This is a genomic window from Enterocloster alcoholdehydrogenati (genome assembly GCF_013282095.1).
Taxonomy (GTDB): Bacteria; Bacillota; Clostridia; order Lachnospirales; family Lachnospiraceae; genus Enterocloster; species Enterocloster alcoholdehydrogenati.
The window spans coordinates 1-19,659 of the sequence record NZ_BLTJ01000022.1; the positions used below are offsets into that span (position 1 = coordinate 1).

The window sequence follows — 19,659 nt, forward strand, 5'->3', positions numbered from 1 at the left end:
AGTACTATTTACATGCATTAAGCCATGTAAACGTACATATTCAATTAGAAGTTCGTTGACTAAATCATTTTTTGCTTCTGGACTCATATATGTAGTTCCTCCTTTGAATTTTGTACACATATTATGATTGTTTCTTATTAGGAACGCTGTAAATACAAGGCTTTTCGGAGCCTACAATCCGAAAAAAATAATATTTGATCTATCACATTACGCGAAAGGCCGTCCAGGTGCTATCTTGGACGGCTTTTTTGCGTGGATAGACCGGAAGGAGGCCAAAAAATAATTACAGAAATTTAAGCTCGAAAATTGTGCAACTTTCACGAAAAGGAGGTTAGTGAATGGCAAATGAAAAATTGAACACGGGGCCCGAGGCGGCAAAAACCGAAGAGGCTCCCGCACCCGTTGCGGCTGATCCGGCCCGCAGTGAGGCCCCGGCTCCCGAACACCAGCCGGAACAGGCCGGGCCTGCCGAGCCCGGCGATGTGGTTATCTCTGCGGAGCAGATTGACGCACTCATGGCAGATAAGCGCCGGGCGGCCCGGGCCGAGGTGGAAAAAGAAGAAACGTCCCTGGAACAGGAGGCCGGGGCTCCCGGGCCGGAGCGTCCTGCCGCTGAAAAGGCGGAGCACACCGAGGCGGAGTCTGAAAAAGCGCCGAAGAAGGCCGGGCCCCGCAAGGGCCGCCCGGCTAAGGCTGACAAGGCGGCCCCCGGCGAGGCCCAGCCGTCCAAACGGGACAAATTGTCCCGAAGTGGCGGGAAAGCGCCCGAGGCTCCGGTTCCCACGGATGCCGGGAAAGGTACTCCCGCAAAGGAGGCTGCTCCCCCGGAGCAGGCCACGCAGGAGCCTGCTGTGCCGCCCCGTCCCGTTGAGGAGGGCAAGCTGGTTTATCTGAAACTTTCCGAGCTACATCCGTTCCACACATTCCGGCCCCACCCGTTCAAGGTGCGGGACGATGCCAAAATGCAGGAAACGGTAGCGTCCATCAAGCTCAACGGCGTTATGGTTCCCGGCCTTGCCCGTCCCGAAAAGGACGGAAACGGCTATGAGATTGTGGCGGGCCATCGGCGCTGTCGCGGCAGTGAACTGGCGGGCCTGGAGGAAATGCCCTTTATTGTCCGGGATATGACCGACCATGAGGCGGTTGAGGCCATGAAGGACAGCAACAAGCAAAGGGATCAGACGCTCCCCAGCGAGCTGGCCGCTCTTTTGGATCTGGAAGTGGAGGACATCAAGCACCAGGGCGGGCGGCTGAAAGGCGTGGCCGAGGGGGACGTTGGCAAACGCTCCGTTGAGATCGTAGGCGAGGCGCATGGTATGAATTATAAAAAGGTCATGCGTTATCTGCGCCTTAACCATCTTGTCCCGGAGCTCATAAACAAGGTGGACGATAAAAAGATGGGCTTTATGCCTGCGGTGGAGCTCTCTTACATTAAGCCGAAAAACCAGCGTCTGATTGCCGTTTCCATTGACGGGGAGCAGGCGTCCCCCTCGCTGGCCCAGGCAAAACAGCTCCGGGAGCTGGATAAGGAGGGCAAGCTCAACGGCGATGTGATTGACGGCATCTTATCAGAAAAGAAAAAGGAGGATCGCGGCGTGATTATTTCGATGGCTGAACTGGAGAAATACTTTGGCAAGGAGGTTACTCCTGCCAAAATGAAGGAGCAGATTATGACCTTGCTGGACGAGTGGAAAGAGAAACAGCCGCCCGAGCTGGCAAAGGCACCGAAAAAGATGGAAAAAGACAAGTAACCTGTCCACTTCGAGACAAATTGTCCCGAGGGCCCCGCCCCTCTTGCAGAGGGCTCTGTGGTGATATATCCCCCGTCGCCGCCTATCTTCCTGCACAGCCGGGAGTGGGCCGTCAAGGGTGCAGCGCACCGCCGCTTGCGGCGGCCTGCCCTTGACGGTCTGCCCCGGCTGTGCTATTTAAAGCGGCGCGGCGGGGGCATATATCCTCCAGAGCCGCCCTCTTTCCCATGAATGGGAAAGGGCGGGGGGATTGGGCTGAAGTATCCTTAATAAAAGATCGGAGGTTTTGACTATGAAACGGCCACTTGCTTATATTACCGCCGCATGGCTTGGCGGTGACAGTGAAAATGCAGAACAGGCGGCCCGGTACTGCCGGGCGGTGTATGAGTCGGGGTTTTCTCCCATCTGCCCTACCCTGTATCTGCCTTTGTTTCTTAATGATGCAATTCCCGAGGAACATAAAAGCGGCATTGATATGAGCCGCGACCTGCTCCGCCGCTCCCATGTGCTGGTGGTCTGCGGCCATACCATGACCGAGGCCATGAAAAACGACATCGCCGTTGCCCAGCGCCTGGGGATTACGGCCACCACCCTTGAGGGCATTTTGACCGTCAAGGGCCAGGGCCGCCGAAACCGTGAGTAAAAAGAAAGGGCGGCCACGCTCCGGCACGCTGATGGATGAGCCTGCTGTCCAGGAGCTCCTAAAGGTAATGGCGGCAAACAACGCCCCCGGCCAGGAGGATCTGCTGGCGGTATTCCAGCAGATCGCGGGGCTGGAAAAACAGCTCAATGCGGCGGTGGAGGAGTTGGCGGCCATGCGCCAGGAACTGGCCCAGGTCAGGGAAAGCCCGGTAAAGCGGACGCTGCAGGCCATTGTGGGAAATCTGGAAAAGAGCGTGGCCGTCCTGCGGGAACATTTGGAGGGGCTGAAGCATTCGATTGTGGAGGGCTGTAAAAAGGCCCTTTCTTCTTTCCGGGAGCGCGGGGTATCGGCTTTGGCCCATACCGCGCAATTCTTCCATGTGCGCCCGGCGCTGGAGGCGGTGGAAAGAGAATTAGGAAAAGCCGTTGCTCACAATGAGCGGGCCCTTTCCATGATTGATACCGCCAGCCGGGAATATCACGAGGCCGGACGGCATCTGAAAAATATCCTGCGGGCTGTCCGGGGCCAGGAACCTGCTTTGGAGGCCAAAGGCCCCGGCTTGCTGGCCCGGGGGCTCTCCGCTCCCTTTAAGCAGGAGCACCGTTTGTTTTCCGCGATGAAAGCCCGGGCGGGCGGAGCCATTGGGCGGCTGGAGCATTTGGAGCAGGCGGCCCGGCCCCCGATCCGGCAGACAATGGAGGCTCTGAACGTGAAAATTGCCCAGGAGCAAAAGGGCCGTGAAAAGGCCGCCCCCTCTGTAAGGCGTGAGGAACGGTAGGACTTCGAGACACTTTGTCCCGAACTGAAAGGAGGTGTTTCGTGACATTATTTGAAGCCTACATCACGAACCTGGGGAAATATAACGAGGGCGAGCTCGTTGGAGAAACGCTGAAATTCCCCACTACCACAGAGGAAGTGCAGGCGCTCCTAAAGCGCATCGGCGTGGACGGCGTGCGGTATGAGGAGTTTTTCATTACCAGCTTTGACGGCGATGTGCTGGGGCTCTATGACTATCTGACGGAATACGAAAATCTGGACGAGCTCAACCACCTGGCCTGCCTGCTCTCTGAACTGGATCAGAGCGATTTGGAGAAATTCGAGGCTGTGATCGACAGCGGCGGTCATACCTCCACCGTGGCAGACCTCATCAACCTCACACAAAACCTGGACTGCTACGAGTTTTATCCCGATATTGAAAACGAGGAGGATTTGGGCCGCTATTTTTCGGAGGACTTGCCGATCCCGGAAGAACTGAAAGATTATTTTGATTATGAGGCATACGGGCGTGACATTCGGATCAACGAGAGCGGCCACTTTGCCCCAGGCGGCTACATTGTCCAGACCAGCGGGGACTTCAAGGAGTTTTACCGCGATACAAAGGACATTCCCGCCGAGCACCAAGTTTTCTCCTATCCGAAACTTTCCATCCGGGAGCAGATGGCGGCCTACAAAGAGATTATTGACGGCTCCTCCCTGGAAAGCCATCGGAAACTTTCTAACAAGGAGCGTGAGGAACGATAGGCGGCACTTTGAGACACTTTGTCCCGAGGTGGCCGTCGGAAAGGAGGCGGTGTAACTGATTGATGAAGATGTTTCCCGGCGCACGATTGCCGTATCTGTCCGCGCCAGCAAGCTGACGGCCCGGGGCCTTGCCTATGTGGTGGGAGCTGTGGGCCGGAAGATCCGCAAGGCCCACCGGGAACGCCAAACGCCCCACGGCAGGCAGAGCGTGAAAAAGCTCATGGCCCACGGCGCGGCCACAAACAGCATTGAGCTATCCGGGGACACGAAGGCGTTTGACCGGGTGGCCCGGAAGTCGAATGTGGACTATGCCTTTTACAAAACCGGGCCGGACAAATATCTGTTATTTTTCAAGGCTGGGCAGGCGGATGCGATTACCGCCTGCTTTTCTGAATACTCGCGGAAGGTGCTGAATAAATCCAAGTCCCGCCGTGTTCCCATCCGGGAACAGCTTAGACAGGCGGCGGATCAGCTTGCGAAGGAGAAGCCCCGCAAGCGGGAACGGGTAAAGGAGGCGGTTCGTGAGGACAGATAACATTAAAAAATATGTACTTCCCAACATCCCCTATCTGTTCGTGCTGTGGGCCTGTCTAAAGCTGGGGACGGCCTACCGGCTGGCCGAGGGCACGGATTTGCCCCATAAGCTCATGAGCCTGGGCCAGACCATCGGCCCGGCCTTTGCCGACTTTGCGCCGGGGCTCAATCCCCTTGACTGGCTCATCGGCATCGTGGGCGCGGTGGGCTTTCGGCTCTTGATTTACTTCAAAAGCAAGAACGCCAAAAAATACAGACGAGATGAAGAATATGGATCGGCACGATGGGGCGGGCCCAAAGACATCGCCCCTTTCGTCGATCCAAAGTTTGAAAACAACATCATTCTGACCGGGACGGAGTTCCTTACCATGAACACCCGCCCGAAAAATCCGGCCAATGCCCGCAACCTAAACGCCTGCGTCATCGGCTCGTCCGGCTCTGGAAAAACCCGTTTTTGGCTTACTCCCCAGCTACTCCAGGCCAGCGCGGACAAAAAGGGCGGGTGCAGCTTTGTCTGTGTTGATCCGAAGGGCGGGGTGCTCTCTCAGGTGGGGGCTTTCCTGCAACGGCGGGGGTATCGGATTAAGGTTTTCAATTCCATTGATTTCTCAAAATCCATGCACTATAACCCGCTGGCGTACATCCGCAACGAGGCGGACATCCTCAAATTTGTGGATGCGCTGATTTCCAATACCAAAGGCGAGGGCAAGGAAGGCGATCCGTTCTGGACGAAGGCGGAAACGCTTTTGTACTGCGCTCTGATTGCCTATATCATTTTCGAGGGGCCCGCCGAGGATCGGAACATGAATACGCTGGTGGATATGATTTCCGGCATGGAGGTAAAGGAGGACGATGAAAATTTCCTAAATGCCGTGGACTATATGTTCAAGGGGCTGGAAAAGCGCAAGCCGGACTGCTTTGCGGTCAAGCAATACCGCAAATATAAGTTAAGTAGCGGCAAAACCGCAAAGTCGATCCTGATTTCCTGCGGGGCCCGCCTCGCGCCCTTTGACATCCCCCAGCTTAGGGAAATTATGAGCTATGACGAGATGGAGCTTGACCGCATTGGGGATCGGAAAACAGCGGTGTTCTTTATCATTTCGGACACCACGCAGACCTATAACTTTCTCGTGGCCCTGGCCTTTTCGCAGATGTTCAATCTGCTTTGCGAAAGGGCTGACAATGTTCACGGGGGCCGCCTGCCCCACCATGTACGGGTGCTGTGGGATGAGGCGGCCAACACGGGACAGGTGCCACAGCTCGAAAAGATCTGTGCCGTGATCCGTTCCCGCGAGGTATCGCTGACGCTCTTTTACCAGCAGTTGGCGCAGTGCAAGGCCATTTACGATAAACACGCGGAGACAATCCTCGGAAATATGGACAGCGTGGTATTCCTGGGGGGCCGCGAAGCCAGCACCATCAAGGAAATATCGGAAAACTGGCTGGGAAAGGCAACCATCTATATGCAGACCGATGGCCGCTCGAAGGGGCAGTCGGAAAGCTACAATCTGAACACCCAGCGGCTGGGCCGGGAACTGATGACACCCAGCGAGCTGGCTACCATGCCCGGGGACAAGTGCATTTTACAGCTTCGTGGCCTGCCCCCGTTCTACTCCCCGAAGTATGACCTGAAAAAGCACCCGAATTATAAATACACGGCTGAGGCCGACAAAATCAAAAATGCTTTTGACCTTGATAAGCTCATTAACCGCCGCAGGCGGCCTGGGCTTAACGAGGCGTGTGAGATGTATGAGGTGGCTGTGCCGGACGATGCGCTCACGGAAGAGGACGAGGACATCCTCAACTATGACGACATCGACGATCCAGACGCCTTTGCATAAATGGGCTTTGGGACAAAGTGTCCCGAAGCTGTAACCTGCCGCCAGTGATGGCGGCTTTTTTCATGGCCGGGGAACACCCGGAGAAATGGAGGCTCTATGCAGTTCTTTTCTTCCGCTATTGATACTTTACAGACGCTTGTTGTGGCTCTCGGCGCTGGCTTGGGCGTGTGGGGCGTAGTCAATCTCCTTGAGGGCTACGGATCGGACAACCCTGGCTCCAATGCTCATGTACGGTAAGGAAGCAAGCAACCGAAAACAAGAGATAGACCGCCAGCACTACACTATTCCGAACCAAAGACCAAAAGATAAGCATTGTGGGAAAATCTAAACTTTTGGATTTTCCTACAATGCCAACTACGGCGGAATCCCTCCCACTCCTTATATCTTTCTGTATACATTGAATTTGTATTTAGTAAAATGCAGACAACACCACGGATCGGCTTTTGGCTGGACAATTCCAACCAAACACCACAGCAGACAGCAGAAAACATTCTGAACGCTAGGAAGCCGGTATGATTGTTACATATAAGGGGAAGAAAAATTTCTTTTAGGTACTTGCTTTCCTAAAACTGATGTGATACAATGATTTAATCCAGAAAAGGAGTAAAAAATATGCGGCAAGGTATTCTTAAATAAAACTATAATCAAATAGTGGGAACAAAGGATTATGATAGCTCCTTTTGTAGGGGCTTAGTTTTTTGTACCCAATTTAAGAATACTTTTGCCTTATCAATTTTGACATATCCCCAAAAACAGCAATCACAAACAGGTGTATGCTGTATATGTGTATGTCCGCAACTTATAATCCCCAGTGGTAAAAGTATTTTACTGCTGGGGATTTTTATGCCCTTTGGGGCTGTAAAGGGAGGACAATCACATGAAAATAATCAATATTGGAATTCTTGCCCATGTAGACGCTGGAAAGACGACCTTGACGGAGAGCCTGCTATATGCCAGCGGAGCCATTTCAGAACCGGGGAGCGTCGAAAAAGGGACAACGAGGACGGACACCATGTTTTTGGAGCGGCAGCGTGGGATTACCATTCAAGCGGCAGTCACTTCCTTCCAGTGGCACAGATGTAAAGTTAACATTGTGGATACGCCCGGCCACATGGATTTTTTGGCGGAGGTGTACCGCTCTTTGGCTGTTTTAGATGGGGCCATCTTGGTGATCTCCGCTAAAGATGGCGTGCAGGCCCAGACCCGTATTCTGTTCCATGCCCTGCGGAAAATGAACATTCCCACCGTTATCTTTATCAACAAGATCGACCAGGCTGGCGTGGATTTGCAGAGCGTGGTTCAGTCTGTTCGGGATAAGCTCTCCGCCGATATTATCATCAAGCAGACGGTGTCGCTGTCCCCGGAAATAGTCCTGGAGGAAAATACCGACATAGAAGCATGGGATGCGGTCATCGAAAATAACGATGAATTATTGGAAAAGTATATCGCAGGAGAACCAATCAGCCGGGAAAAACTTGCGCGGGAGGAACAGCAGCGGGTTCAAGACGCCTCCCTGTTCCCAGTCTATCATGGCAGCGCCAAAAATGGCCTTGGCATTCAACCGTTGATGGATGCGGTGACAGGGCTGTTCCAACCGATTGGGGAACAGGGGGGCGCCGCCCTATGCGGCAGCGTTTTCAAGGTTGAGTACACCGATTGCGGCCAGCGGCGTGTCTATCTACGGTTATACAGCGGAACGCTGCGCCTGCGGGATACGGTGGCCCTGGCCGGGAGAGAAAAGCTGAAAATCACAGAGATGCGTATTCCATCCAAAGGGGAAATTGTTCGGACAGACACCGCTTATCAGGGTGAAATTGTTATCCTTCCCAGCGACAGCGTGAGGTTAAACGATGTATTAGGGGACCAAACCCGGCTCCCTCGTAAAAGGTGGCGCGAGGACCCCCTCCCCATGCTGCGGACGACGATTGCGCCGAAAACGGCAGCGCAAAGAGAACGGCTGCTGGACGCTCTTACGCAACTTGCGGATACTGACCCGCTTTTGCGTTGCGAAGTGGATTCCATCACCCATGAGATCATTCTTTCTTTTTTGGGCCGGGTGCAGTTGGAGGTTGTTTCCGCTTTGCTGTCGGAAAAATACAAGCTTGAAACAGTGGTAAAGGAACCCTCCGTCATTTATATGGAGCGGCCGCTCAAAGCAGCCAGCCACACCATCGATATCGAGGTGCCGCCCAACCCGTTTTGGGCATCCATAGGACTGTCTGTTACACCACTCTCGCTTGGCTCCGGTGTACAATACGAGAGCCGGGTTTCGCTGGGATACTTGAACCAGAGTTTTCAAAACGCTGTCAGGGATGGTATCCGTTACGGGCTGGAGCAGGGCTTGTTCGGCTGGAACGTAACGGACTGTAAGATTTGCTTTGAATACGGGCTTTATTACAGTCCGGTCAGCACGCCGGCGGACTTCCGCTCATTGGCCCCGATTGTATTGGAACAGGCATTGAAGGAATCGGGGACGCAGCTGCTGGAACCTTATCTCTCCTTCATCCTCTATGCGCCCCAGGAATACCTTTCCAGGGCTTATCATGATGCACCGAAATACTGTGCCACCATCGAAACGGCCCAGGTAAAAAAGGATGAAGTTGTCTTTACTGGCGAGATTCCCGCCCGCTGTATACAGGCATACCGTACTGATCTGGCCTTTTACACCAACGGGCGGAGCGTATGCCTTACAGAGCTGAAAGGATATCAGGCCGCTGTCGGTCAGCCGGTCATCCAGCCCCGCCGTCCAAACAGCCGCCTGGACAAGGTGCGCCATATGTTTCAGAAGGTAATGTAAAGATACATAATCGTCAAGACGGCAACAATCAGAAGTTATGGAGGGTAACAATGGAATATAGTAAGGAAGATTTAATGGAAGCAAAAAAGCAAATTTGGGGAGTGGGAGAGAACATGGGAACAGAGGAAAGTAAAAAAATCTGGGAGGAGAACGCACAATTTTGGGATAATGCAATGGGTGACGAATCTAATGAATTTCACAGAGAGGTAGTGCGTCCCAAAGTAACGGAACTTCTATCTCCTAATCCTGCGGATTACATTTTGGATATTGCGTGTGGCAATGGAAATTATTCTTCGTATCTTGCACAAAGAGGCGCTTCGGTTGTCGCTTTTGATTACAGCAAAAAAATGATAGAATTGGCTAAAAGACGGCAATCACAATATGCAAAACAAATTGAATTTTGTGTGGCGGATGCGACCGATAGAAAAAGTATATTAGAATTAAAAAGAAATCGAGCCTTTACGAAAGCAGTTTCTAATATGGCAATTATGGATATTACGGATATTGAACCACTTCTTATGGCTGTTTATGAACTGTTGCAGGAAAGCGGAATTTTTGTCTTTGCAACGCAACACCCTTGTTTTGTCACGTTGACTGAAAAATATATGACACCGCACAGTTACTATGATATAGCGATTGAAGGGCAACCGAAAGAGCAGATTTATTATCATCGTTCCATACAAGATATTTTTAACCTTTGTTTTAGAGCTGGATTTGTCATTGATGGATTTTATGAAGAATGTTTTAAAACCAACAAAGAAATTCCTATGGTAATGATAGTAAGGCTTAAGAAGGTAAAACGTGATAGCTTAAAATAAATTCAAGTTTGTCGGGTAAATAGCAAACCCAGCCGAGCCAGTCAACGGTCAAGATGAACGGCGCATATGCGCAGCCGTTGACAGCCCCGCCCGCCTTTGCTGGTAGGCAATCAAGGGGCGACAGCAAGAAGTGCCACCGCCCCGCACTATTATTCAGAAAGGGGAATTTCCATGACCGACCAGATAGCCTATCAAGAATATATCCAGCGCAGGTACAACGCCTTTTGCAAGACTGTTATCCGCTGTGCCGCCTTGGACAAGATTTTGAAGCTTAAACGGCAATGGGAACGGCAAGTTTCCCTTGACTATCTGATGAACGAGAAGTTTGTCCAGTTTGCCGCGCCGGAGCCGGACGAGGAATACCCATTTACCGTCTGCGGTCAGACCGTCCTGCTCTGCAACGCCGCCCTTGCCGACGCGATCTCTGTTTTGCCGGAGCAGACGCGGGAAGAAATCCTGCGCTATTACTTTCTGCGCCAGCCGCAGCGCGTGATCGGCGCGTGTATTGGCCGGTCACGCAGCACAGCGGGGCGGCATATCCAGCTTGCCTTGCAGCGGCTACGCGAAGAAATGGGGGTGAGCCGGTATGAGTAGACTTCTCCCCTATGAAACAATCCTCAAAGCCCGTGAGGGCGACCCAGAAGCCGTGAACGCTGTCCTGCTCCACTACGCCGGATATATCCGCTATTTCTCAAAAGTGAACGGGCAGGTCAACGCCGAGGTGGAGGACTATGTAAAGCAGCGGTTAATTGACTGTCAATTCAAGTTCCGGCTTGACGAACCACCGGACAAGTCATAAAAACTGAATACCAGCCGCCACCGACGCGGCCAGCGAAAGCAGTAAGTCTTGAAAAAGATTTACTGCTTTTTTTGTTGTCCGGCTCCGCTCCCGGCCATTTTGCCCCCTGCCGGTTGTAGTAGTAAGCGAGGAGGGAATTTTTCTGCCCTGGTGTTTGGCATTTGGAGCATTTACCCGTAGTAGAGGGCAAAGAGAAAGGATTTCTCCAACACCGGGTAGAAACCACTGCGTCCGGTGTCATTTTAGCGAAAGCGGGCAGGAATGCCCTTTACAGGATTAGTAGTAGCAGAAAAAGAGAAACAAACTTTTGTGGTTGCAGTTTTCCAAAAAAGTGGCGGACGGAAGTGAGAGAAAGTTTGCAGTCACGGAGAGCAAGTTTCTACCACGGTGCCAAAATCCGCAATTCTGCGGTTTTGCCCCTCGCGGGAAACTTGTTGGGGAGTGCCTTCCCCAAACCCTGCTTTGCGGCTTGCGCCGCTTATCCCCGCCGCGCTCATGCGGCAAGAAAGGAGGTCACGACCATGCGAAAGAAATACAACACGCCCCACCGCAGCCGCGTTGTGAAAACCCGGCTGTCCGAAGAAGAATACGCCGACTTCACAGCGCGGCTTGCGCCCTATGGTATCAGCCAGTCCGAATTTCTCCGGCAGGCGATACGGCGCACCGCCATACGCCCCGTTATCCATGTGTCAGCGGTCAATGACGAGCTGCTTTCCGCTGTCGGGAAACTCACAGCCGAGTACGGCAGGATCGGCGGCAACCTCAACCAGATAGCCCGGTATCTGAATGAGTACGGCGCGCCCTACAATGCGCTGTCCGGTGAGGTACGCGCCGCCATAGCCGACCTTGCCGCCCTCAAGTATGAAGTCCTCAAGAAAGTAGGTGACGCAGTTGGCAACACTCAAGCATATCAACTCTAAAAACGCCGACTACGGAGCCGCCGAGCAATACCTGCTTTTTGAGCATGACGAGTTTACCATGAAACCCGTCCTTGATGAAACCGGCAGGCTTATCCCCCGCGAGGACTACCGGCTGTCCACGCTGAACTGCGGCGGGGAGGATTTTGCCGTTGCCTGTATGCGAGCAAATCTCCGCTATGAGAAGAACCAGCGGCGGGAAGATGTGAAAAGCCACCACTATATCATCAGCTTTGACCCACGGGACGGCCCGGACAACGGCTTGACCGTAGACCGGGCGCAGGAGTTGGGCGAGAAGTTTTGCGCCGAGCATTTCCCCGGCCACCAAGCCCTTGTATGCACCCACCCGGACGGGCATAACCACAGCGGAAATATCCATGTGCATATCGTCATTAACAGCCTGCGGATTGAGGAAGTGCCGTTCCTGCCCTACATGGACAGGCCAGCCGACACGAAAGCCGGTTGCAAGCACCGCTGTACCGACGCGGCCTTGCGCTACTTCAAGTCCGAAGTCATGGAGATGTGCCACCGGGAGGGGCTTTACCAAATCGACCTCTTGAACGGCAGCAAGAACCGCGTCACAGACCGGGAGTATTGGGCGCAGAAAAAGGGACAGGCCGCACTGGACAGGCAGAACGCCCCCATGATTGCAGGCGGTATCACGCCCCGGCAGACCAAGTTTGAAACGAACAAGGAGAAGCTGCGGCAGACCATACGCGCCGCGCTGTCTACAGCGGCCTCATTCGAGGACTTTTCCTCTCTGCTGCTGCGGGAGGGCGTGGCCGTCAAGGAGAGCCGGGGGCGGCTTTCCTACCTTACGCCGGACAGGACAAAGCCCATTACCGCCCGGAAGCTGGGTGACGACTTTGACCGCGCCGCTGTCCTTGCCGTTTTGGAGCAGAACGCCGCCAGAGCCACAGAAAAGGCCGCGGCCATACTCGAATACCCCCGGCGTGGGAAAACCGGCATACAGCCCACAAAAGCCCCTCAAACCGCCCCGAAACAGGACGGTGTGCAGCGGCTTGTGGACATTGAGCAGAAGAAAGCCGAGGGCAAAGGCCGGGGCTATGAACGCTGGGCGACCATGCACAACCTCAAACAAATGGCCGCGACGCTGAATGTGTATCAGGAATACGGCTTCACTTCCCCGGAGCAGTTGGAAGCCGCCGTTGATACCGCCTATCAGGAAATGCGCCAGACCAGCGGCAAGCTGAAAGCACTGGAAACGAAGCTGCAAGGGAAAAAGGAGTTGCAGCGGCAGGTACTTGCCTACGCCAAGACCAAGCCCGCCCGCGACGGGCTGAAAGCGCAGAAATCCGAGAAAGCCCGCGCCGCATACCGGCAGGCACATGAGAGCGATTTTATCATAGCCGACGCAGCCGCCCGGTATTTCCGGGAGCATGGCATTACCAAGCTGCCCGCCCGGAAAGCGTTGCAGGACGAGATCGAGCAGCTTGTTTCCAAGAAATCCAGCCTGTATAACACCTACCACGAACAGAAGCAGCGGTACACGGAGTTGCAGACCGTCAAGCGGAACATCGACCAGATTTTGCGCCGGAGCGAGCCGCACCGCAGAAAGGAGCAGAGCCATGAGCGATAAGCTGCCGAGAATGGACTACCGCCAGCACCGGCGGGCGCGGCGGCTGGTGCATGAGTGCTGTAACTACGACGAGGGGAACTGCCTGCTGTTGGACGACGGGGAGCCTTGCGTATGCGTCCAGAGCATTTCCTTTTCCCTCATGTGCCGCTGGTTCCGTGTGGCTGTCCTGCCCCTTGACGGGGAGCTGGCCGCAGCCCTCTTGTACCGGGGGAGCCGGAAACGGTGCGCCGTCTGCGGCGCGGCCTTTGTCCCCAAATCCAACCGGGGAAAATACTGCCCCGGCTGCGCCGGACGCATGAAGAAAATCAAAGCCGCCGAGCGAAAGCGGAAACAAAGGCAGAAATGTCACGCTTTAGAGCCTTTCAAACCCGCATAAATCAAGGCTTTTTTCGTGGGTGTCAAAGGGTACGCGATACATTTATCCTTTTCCCCCGGAAACGCCGTCCTAAATGCGTACAAACCGCCAAAATCAACCCGAACACAGGGAGGTGATCCTATCGCTGATTATATCATGGCAGACACGAAGCTGCCCGCCTATCTGCCCTATCCCCGTTTCCTGCTGAAAATGGAGATTTCCCAGACCGCCAAGCTGCTCTATGCGCTGCTGTTAGACCGCTCCACCCTCTCCCAGAAGAACAAGTGGCAGGACGGCGAGGGCAGGATTTATATTATCTATCCCATCGCGGAGATAGCCGAAATACTGGATAAAGGCAGCACCACCATAAAGGGGGCGCTGAATGAACTGGACACGGCGGGGCTGCTGGAACGGGAACGGGGCGGCTTCTCCGCACCGAACCGACTGTATGTGAAAGTGCCGCGTGTGCCACAGGTACAGTTTTCCGACCAACTGATGGCCGGAAAACCGACCCTCATAGAGCCGGAAAACCGACCAACTGATGGTCAGAAAACCGACCTTATGATGGTCGGAAAACCGTCCCCTAACCAAACTACTATAAACAACCTTACAGAGAACCAAACAAAGGGAGTGAGTGGGGAGCCGCCCGCGCCCTATGGCCGATACCAGAATATTTTTCTGTCACAGACCGAATACGACGAGTTGCAGGCAGAGTACCCCGACAGGCTGGAACGGTTCATCGAGGAAATGAGCCGCTACCTTGCCGCCAGCGGGAAAAGCTACCAGAACTATGCCGCCGCCCTTCGGATATGGGCGGGGAACGACAAAAAGGGCGCCCCGAAAAAGGGCATCCCTGACTACTCATGCAAGGAGGGCGAGAGTTTATGAAGAACGAAATCAACGCTGTTTTGGAGAATATGACGGCTGCCACCCCGGAGCCGGAGGACTACACTGGCGAGGACGGTTTACTCTACTGCGGCAAGTGCCGCAAGCCGAAAGAAGCCTATTTTGCGCCGGACAAGGCCGCTATCTTTGGGCGCGACCGCCACCCGGCAGAGTGCGACTGCCAGAGAGCCGCCCGCGAGGAACGGGAGACCGCCGAGAAGCGGCGCAGGCACCTTGACACCGTAGAGGAACTGAAACGCCGGGGCTTTACCGACCCCACCATGCGGGACTGGACTTTTGAGAACGACAACGGCAGGAACCCGCAGACAGGGATTGCCCGCCGGTATGTGGAACACTGGGAGGATATGCGAACCGACAATATCGGCTGCCTGTTCTGGGGCGGCGTGGGAACCGGGAAAAGCTACCTTGCGGGCTGTATCGCAAACGCCCTTATGGAGAAAGAAATCCCCGTCCACATGACGAATTTTGCCCTTATCCTCAACGACCTTGCCGCCAGCTTTGAGAACCGCAACGAGTACATTTCCCGCCTTTGCCGCTATCCGCTGCTTATCATTGACGACTTCGGCATGGAGCGCGGCACCGAGTACGGGCTGGAACAGGTTTTCAATGTGATTGACAGCCGTTACCGCAGCGGCAAGCCGCTGATCGTCACGACCAACCTCACGCTGGACGACCTGCACAACCCGGAGGACACCGCCCATTCCCGGATTTATGACCGCCTGCTTTCCATGTGCGTCCCGGTACGCTTTACCGGCGACAACTTCCGGCAGGAAGCCGCGCAGCGGAAAATGGAGAGCATGAAGAAACTGATTACCGACTGAAAGGAGTATTGCCTATGACAGATAACAAGCAGCACGACACCCGCACCGCCCGCCGCCCCGACTGCGTGACGGAAATCCGCATGGGCAATTCCGTCCTTGTCGTGTCCGGCTATTTCAAGAAAGACACTACCACCACCGCCGCCGACAAAATGGCGCGGGTACTGGAAGCGGAAGCCGCTGCTACACAAAAACCGGCAATTTGACAAACCATAAAGAAGCAGATTTGACACTTTTGCCGCTATACAGCCCCCGCTATTCCGTGGTACAATAAAGCTACGGAATAGTGGGGCTGGCTGTCGGAAACGGAGGATTTTATGTTAAGACAAGCCACCCAAAACCTCATTACCGCCCTTTATCCGAGATTGTCCCATGAGGACGAATTGCAAGGTGAGAGTAATTCCATATCGAACCAAAAAAGGATACTCGAAGCCTTTGCAAAACAGAATGGCTTTACCAACCTGCGCTGGTACACCGACGACGGCTTTTCCGGCGCGAACTTCCAGCGCCCCGGTTTTCAAGCCATGCTTGCAGACATTGAAGCCGGGAAAGTGGGTACGGTCATCGTCAAGGACATGAGCCGGTTAGGGCGAAACTACTTGCAGGTAGGGTTTTACACGGAAATGCTGTTCCCTCAAAAGGGAGTGCGTTTTATCGCTGTCAACGACAATGTGGACAGCGCAAACGGCGGCATGGACAACGATTTTACCCCTCTGCGAAATCTGTTCAACGAATGGCTGGTGAGAGATACGAGCAAGAAAATCAAAGCAGTAAAACGAGCAAAAGGCATGAGCGGCAAGCCCGTTACCAGCAAGCCGGTCTATGGCTATCTCATGGACGAGGACGAGAACTATCTCGTTGACGAGGAAACCGCGCCGGTTGTCCAGCAGATATACCAGCTTTGCCTTGCCGGGAATGGCCCGACCAAGATTGCCCGTATGCTGTCGGAGCAGCAAATCCCCACGCCGGGAACGCTGGAATACCGCAGGACGGGCAGCACCCGCCGCTACCACCCCGGCTATGAGTGCAAATGGGCGACGAACACCGTTGTTCATATCCTCGAAAACCGGGAGTACACCGGCTGTCTGGTAAACTTCAAGACGGAGAAGCCCTCTTACAAGGTCAAGCACAGTGTAGAAAACCCCGTGGAGAAGCAGGCCATTTTTGAGAACCACCATGAACCTATCATAGACCGGGAAACATGGGAGCGCGTGCAGGAATTACGCAAGCAGCGCAAACGCCCGAACCGCTATGATGAAGTGGGGCTGTTCTCCGGTATGCTGTTCTGCGCCGACTGCGGCCATGTGATGTACCAGCAGCGGTATCAGAACAAGAACCGCAAGCAGGACTGTTACATCTGCGGCAGCTACAAGAAGCGCACCCGCGACTGTACGGCGCACTTTATCCGCACCGACCTGTTGACCGCCGGTGTCCTCTCCAATCTCCGGCAAGTGACCGAATACGCCGCCAAGCATGAGAGCCGCTTTGTGAAGCTGCTTATCCAGCAGAACGAGATCGGCGGCAAGAGAAAGACCGCCGCAGCCACGAAGCAGCTTGAACAGGCACAGGAGCGCATTTCCGAAGTGAGCCGCATTATCAAGCGGCTGTATGAGGACAATGTGAACGGCAAAATCAGCGACGAGCGTTTCATGGAACTGTCGGCAGACTATGAGCAGGAACAGCGGGAACTGAAAGACCGCGCCGCCGCTTTGCAGGAGGAACTGGACAAGTCGCAGGCCGCCACCGTCAACGCGGAAAAGTTTATGGGTATCGTCCGAAAGCACCTTGCCTTTGAGGAACTTACCCCCACCCTCTTGCGGGAAATGATTGAGAAAATCGTCGTGCATGAGTGCAGTTATGACGAGAACGGCACCCGCAGGCAGGATATTGAGATTTATTACAGCTTTGTCGGCAAGATTGACTTGCCCGAAGCCTAACGCCCGACCTATCCGACACAATGGCCAAGTGCCGGATAGGAACGGCAAAATTTTTTACACTTCTATTACTTCTTTATCGCACATAAGCAAAAAGCCAGGGCATGAAACAGCTCATGGCGGGCGGCGGCATCATCCTGCTCGGCACTACGCTGATCCCTCTGCTGTCCGGCCTGTTTTAAGGTAGCGGCTTATGGGATTTCTCACCGACTGGCTGACCGACTGGCTCAAAAGCCTGCTCATTGAAGGCATTTTAGGCAATCTGAGCGGCCTGTTTGATACGGTAAACGCCCGAGTCGGGGAGATTGCGGGAGAGGTGGGAACAACCCCGGCGGCATGGAACGCCGGGGTTTTCTCCCTTATCCGCCAGATTTCCGAAACGGTAATTTTACCGATTGCCGGGTTAGTCCTAACCTATGTGGCGGTCTATGAGCTCATTCAAATGCTGATAGACCGCAATAATCTGCATGACATCGACACCTGGATGTTTTTCAAGTGGATTTTCAAGACGGCGGCGGCCATTCTCATTCTGTCCAACACATTCAATATCGTCAACGCGATTTTTGATGTGTCGCAGAGCGTAATTGCAAGCTCGGCAGGGGTGATCCAGGGCTCCACGGACATTTCGCCGGATATGCTGGCGGATTTGGAGGCCACGCTGGAGACAATGGGGCTGGGCTCTTTATTGGGCCTGTGGCTCCAGTCCATCTTTATCGGCTTTACCATGACCGCGCTGAATATCGTGATCTTTGTTCTGATTTATGGCCGTATGCTGGAAATATATATGCTGACCAGTTTAGCGCCCATCCCGGTGGCTACCCTGTCCAACCGTGAAATGGGGCACATGGGGCAGAATTATCTGAAGTCCCTGTTCGCCATCGGTTTCCAGGGGCTGTTGATCCTGCTGTGCGTGGGCATCTATGCGGTGCTCATTCAGGAGATCGCCACAAGCGGCGATCCCATCGGCGCGATATGGGGAACTGTGGGCTATACGGTTTTGCTCTGCTTTATGCTGTTCAAGACCGGGACGATTTCAAAAAGTATCTTTGGCGCACATTGAGAAAGAGAGGTTAAACTATGGCGAAAACGCAGGAGGCGGCGGGCTGGGGAGCCCCCGCTGTGGATACGGCGCAAGAGGATTTCCGGCGCTTATTGTTTGAGGCTCCGATTGCGGAGCTGGCGGAAAACCAGGGCATCAGTATTGATGAGGCGGTACGGCTCCGGGTGGAGCAGGCGGTGGCGGAGGCCACTACGCCCCAGGTAACGGTGCGGCCCATTGAGCCCCAGGGCAAGCTGATCGGCTTTGCCAGCGTAAACATCGGGGGCGTGGTGGTGGATGATTTTAAGGTGGTGGACGGGAAAAACGGGGTGTTCCTGGGCGCTCCCAGCAAGCCCGATCCAACCAGCAGGACGGGCTACCGCACTACGGCGCGGGTAACAAACCGCGACTTGCAGGCCCAGCTTGACCGGGCGGCGGCCCAGGGCTACAACCAGGCGGTGGAAAAGCTGCTGGCCCGGGTCGAGGCGGTACGGCCCGCGTCAATCCGGGAACAGATGGCGCAGGCCGCAAAGGAGGCCGGAAAGGAAAACGCCGCCCGCCCCGCCCCGGCGAAGGGCAAGGAGGCAAGGGATGACCGATAAGGCGGCTTTGGGACAAATTGTCCCGAAGTCCCCGGCCTGCCCGGAGGGGCTGTTTCTGATGGATGGCATCGAGGGCCTGCGCTCCCTTCCCCGTTATTCGGTGGATATGCTCTTGACCGATCCGCCCTATGGCACTACCCGCAACTTTTGGGATGTGCCGTTGCCGCTCCCGGAATTATGGGAGGCGGTAAAATGGGCGGTCAAGCCGGAGGGCGCGGTGCTGTTCTTTGCTCAATGCCCCTATGACAAGGTGCTGGGGGCCTCCAACCTCTCCATGCTCCGCTATGAGTGGATCTGGTACAAGGAGCGCGGGACGGGATTTCTCAATGCAAACCGGGCCCCGCTGAAAAAGTCGGAGAATATTTTGGTGTTCTATCAGAAAGCCCCGCTTTACAATCCACAGTTTACTTACGGCAAGCCGTACAGCCGTGTCCATGCCCGCAGCGGCACCAGCCCGAACTATGGGAAATTCGAGCGGCAAAGCTCCGAGTCCAGCGATGGGCGGCGCTATCCGGGAAATGTGCTGTTTGTCCCCACGGTAACAGGCGGCATCCATCCCACGCAAAAGCCCGTGGAGCTGTGCGAGTATTTCATCAAGACCTACACCCGGCCCGGCGAGCTGGTGGCCGACATCTGCGCGGGCTCCGGCACAACCGCCGTTGCTGCCCTCAATGCTGGCCGCCGCTTCGTCTGCTTTGAAACGGCTCCGGCCTTTTACGCCGCCGCCAGTGAGCGCATCCGCGTGGCGCGCTCGGCGGTGGAGGCCGGGGAGAAAGGAGTGTAA

21 protein-coding genes and 1 pseudogene are annotated in these 19,659 nt (G+C 54.7%); all 22 read left to right on the forward strand.

Annotation, left to right across the window (positions count from 1 at the left end):
• Positions 1-338 precede the first annotated feature (338 nt).
• The 22 genes and pseudogenes from HW447_RS17030 to HW447_RS17135 all read left to right on the forward strand — a co-directional run bounded on the left by HW447_RS17030 (position 339) and on the right by HW447_RS17135 (position 19,659).
• Entirely contained in the window at positions 339-1,751 is a 1,413-nt protein-coding gene (locus HW447_RS17030; RefSeq protein WP_176256244.1) for a ParB/RepB/Spo0J family partition protein, read from the forward strand.
• 292 nt (positions 1,752-2,043) lie between these two features.
• Positions 2,044-2,394: a DUF7768 domain-containing protein gene (locus tag HW447_RS17035; RefSeq protein ID WP_176256245.1), complete on the forward strand. Its 351-nt coding sequence runs from the start codon at positions 2,044-2,046 to the stop codon at positions 2,392-2,394.
• Entirely contained in the window at positions 2,387-3,172 is a 786-nt protein-coding gene (locus HW447_RS17040; protein ID WP_176256246.1) for a DUF6674 family protein, read from the forward strand. Before HW447_RS17035 ends, HW447_RS17040 begins: the two co-directional genes overlap by 8 nt.
• Positions 3,173-3,213: 41 nt before the next feature.
• Positions 3,214-3,915, forward strand: a complete 702-nt coding sequence (locus tag HW447_RS17045) for an antirestriction protein ArdA (RefSeq protein WP_176256247.1) — start codon at positions 3,214-3,216, stop codon at positions 3,913-3,915.
• Positions 3,916-3,973: 58 nt separating this feature from the next.
• The gene (locus HW447_RS17050; protein WP_334296813.1) at positions 3,974-4,450 is read left to right on the forward strand and encodes a PcfB family protein; all 477 of its coding nucleotides are present in this window, start codon (positions 3,974-3,976) and stop codon (positions 4,448-4,450) included.
• Positions 4,437-6,290, forward strand: a complete 1,854-nt coding sequence (locus HW447_RS17055; RefSeq protein WP_176256249.1) for a VirD4-like conjugal transfer protein, CD1115 family — start codon at positions 4,437-4,439, stop codon at positions 6,288-6,290. Before HW447_RS17050 ends, HW447_RS17055 begins: the two co-directional genes overlap by 14 nt.
• Positions 6,291-6,386: 96 nt before the next feature.
• The gene (locus HW447_RS17060; protein WP_006575326.1) at positions 6,387-6,527 is read left to right on the forward strand and encodes a Maff2 family mobile element protein; all 141 of its coding nucleotides are present in this window, start codon (positions 6,387-6,389) and stop codon (positions 6,525-6,527) included.
• Positions 6,528-7,167: 640 nt separating this feature from the next.
• Positions 7,168-9,087, forward strand: coding sequence for a tetracycline resistance ribosomal protection protein Tet(W) (gene tet(W), locus HW447_RS17065; RefSeq protein ID WP_024729649.1), 1,920 nt, complete (start codon positions 7,168-7,170; stop codon positions 9,085-9,087).
• A 50-nt stretch (positions 9,088-9,137) separates the two neighbouring features.
• Entirely contained in the window at positions 9,138-9,905 is a 768-nt protein-coding gene (locus HW447_RS17070) for a class I SAM-dependent methyltransferase (protein ID WP_002586626.1), read from the forward strand.
• 171 nt (positions 9,906-10,076) lie between these two features.
• Positions 10,077-10,499, forward strand: coding sequence for an RNA polymerase sigma factor (locus tag HW447_RS17075; RefSeq protein ID WP_014078529.1), 423 nt, complete (start codon positions 10,077-10,079; stop codon positions 10,497-10,499).
• Complete coding sequence (locus HW447_RS17080; protein ID WP_002586615.1) at positions 10,492-10,704, forward strand: helix-turn-helix domain-containing protein; 213 nt, start codon at positions 10,492-10,494, stop codon at positions 10,702-10,704. The genes HW447_RS17075 and HW447_RS17080 overlap by 8 nt, the downstream gene beginning before the upstream one ends.
• Before the next feature lie 521 nt (positions 10,705-11,225).
• Positions 11,226-11,624: a plasmid mobilization protein gene (locus HW447_RS17085; protein WP_072853772.1), complete on the forward strand. Its 399-nt coding sequence runs from the start codon at positions 11,226-11,228 to the stop codon at positions 11,622-11,624.
• A complete protein-coding gene (locus tag HW447_RS17090) occupies positions 11,596-13,221 on the forward strand; it encodes a relaxase/mobilization nuclease domain-containing protein (protein ID WP_119189889.1) in 1,626 nt (541 codons plus the stop codon). Before HW447_RS17085 ends, HW447_RS17090 begins: the two co-directional genes overlap by 29 nt.
• Positions 13,211-13,597: a cysteine-rich VLP domain-containing protein gene (locus tag HW447_RS17095; protein WP_119189890.1), complete on the forward strand. Its 387-nt coding sequence runs from the start codon at positions 13,211-13,213 to the stop codon at positions 13,595-13,597. Before HW447_RS17090 ends, HW447_RS17095 begins: the two co-directional genes overlap by 11 nt.
• 132 nt (positions 13,598-13,729) lie before the next feature.
• Positions 13,730-14,464 (forward strand): replication initiator protein A, encoded by a 735-nt coding sequence (locus HW447_RS17100; protein ID WP_119189891.1) that lies wholly within the window; start codon positions 13,730-13,732, stop codon positions 14,462-14,464.
• A complete protein-coding gene (locus HW447_RS17105) occupies positions 14,461-15,303 on the forward strand; it encodes an ATP-binding protein (protein WP_119189892.1) in 843 nt (280 codons plus the stop codon). Before HW447_RS17100 ends, HW447_RS17105 begins: the two co-directional genes overlap by 4 nt.
• 14 nt (positions 15,304-15,317) lie before the next feature.
• The gene (locus HW447_RS17110) at positions 15,318-15,506 is read left to right on the forward strand and encodes a transposon-encoded TnpW family protein (RefSeq protein ID WP_002571011.1); all 189 of its coding nucleotides are present in this window, start codon (positions 15,318-15,320) and stop codon (positions 15,504-15,506) included.
• Between the two features lie 111 nt (positions 15,507-15,617).
• Positions 15,618-17,237 carry a recombinase family protein gene (locus HW447_RS17115; protein ID WP_176256251.1) on the forward strand — a complete coding sequence of 540 codons (1,620 nt, stop codon included), beginning with the start codon at positions 15,618-15,620 and terminating at the stop codon, positions 17,235-17,237.
• Between the two features lie 86 nt (positions 17,238-17,323).
• Positions 17,324-17,416: pseudogene (locus tag HW447_RS18065) on the forward strand (Maff2 family mobile element protein); the annotation flags it as partial.
• Positions 17,417-17,427: 11 nt separating this feature from the next.
• Complete coding sequence (locus HW447_RS17125; protein ID WP_176256252.1) at positions 17,428-18,294, forward strand: VirB6/TrbL-like conjugal transfer protein, CD1112 family; 867 nt, start codon at positions 17,428-17,430, stop codon at positions 18,292-18,294.
• Positions 18,295-18,311: 17 nt separating this feature from the next.
• The gene (locus HW447_RS17130) at positions 18,312-18,875 is read left to right on the forward strand and encodes a septation protein SpoVG family protein (protein ID WP_176256253.1); all 564 of its coding nucleotides are present in this window, start codon (positions 18,312-18,314) and stop codon (positions 18,873-18,875) included.
• Positions 18,865-19,659 carry a DNA-methyltransferase gene (locus HW447_RS17135; RefSeq protein WP_176256254.1) on the forward strand — a complete coding sequence of 265 codons (795 nt, stop codon included), beginning with the start codon at positions 18,865-18,867 and terminating at the stop codon, positions 19,657-19,659. Before HW447_RS17130 ends, HW447_RS17135 begins: the two co-directional genes overlap by 11 nt.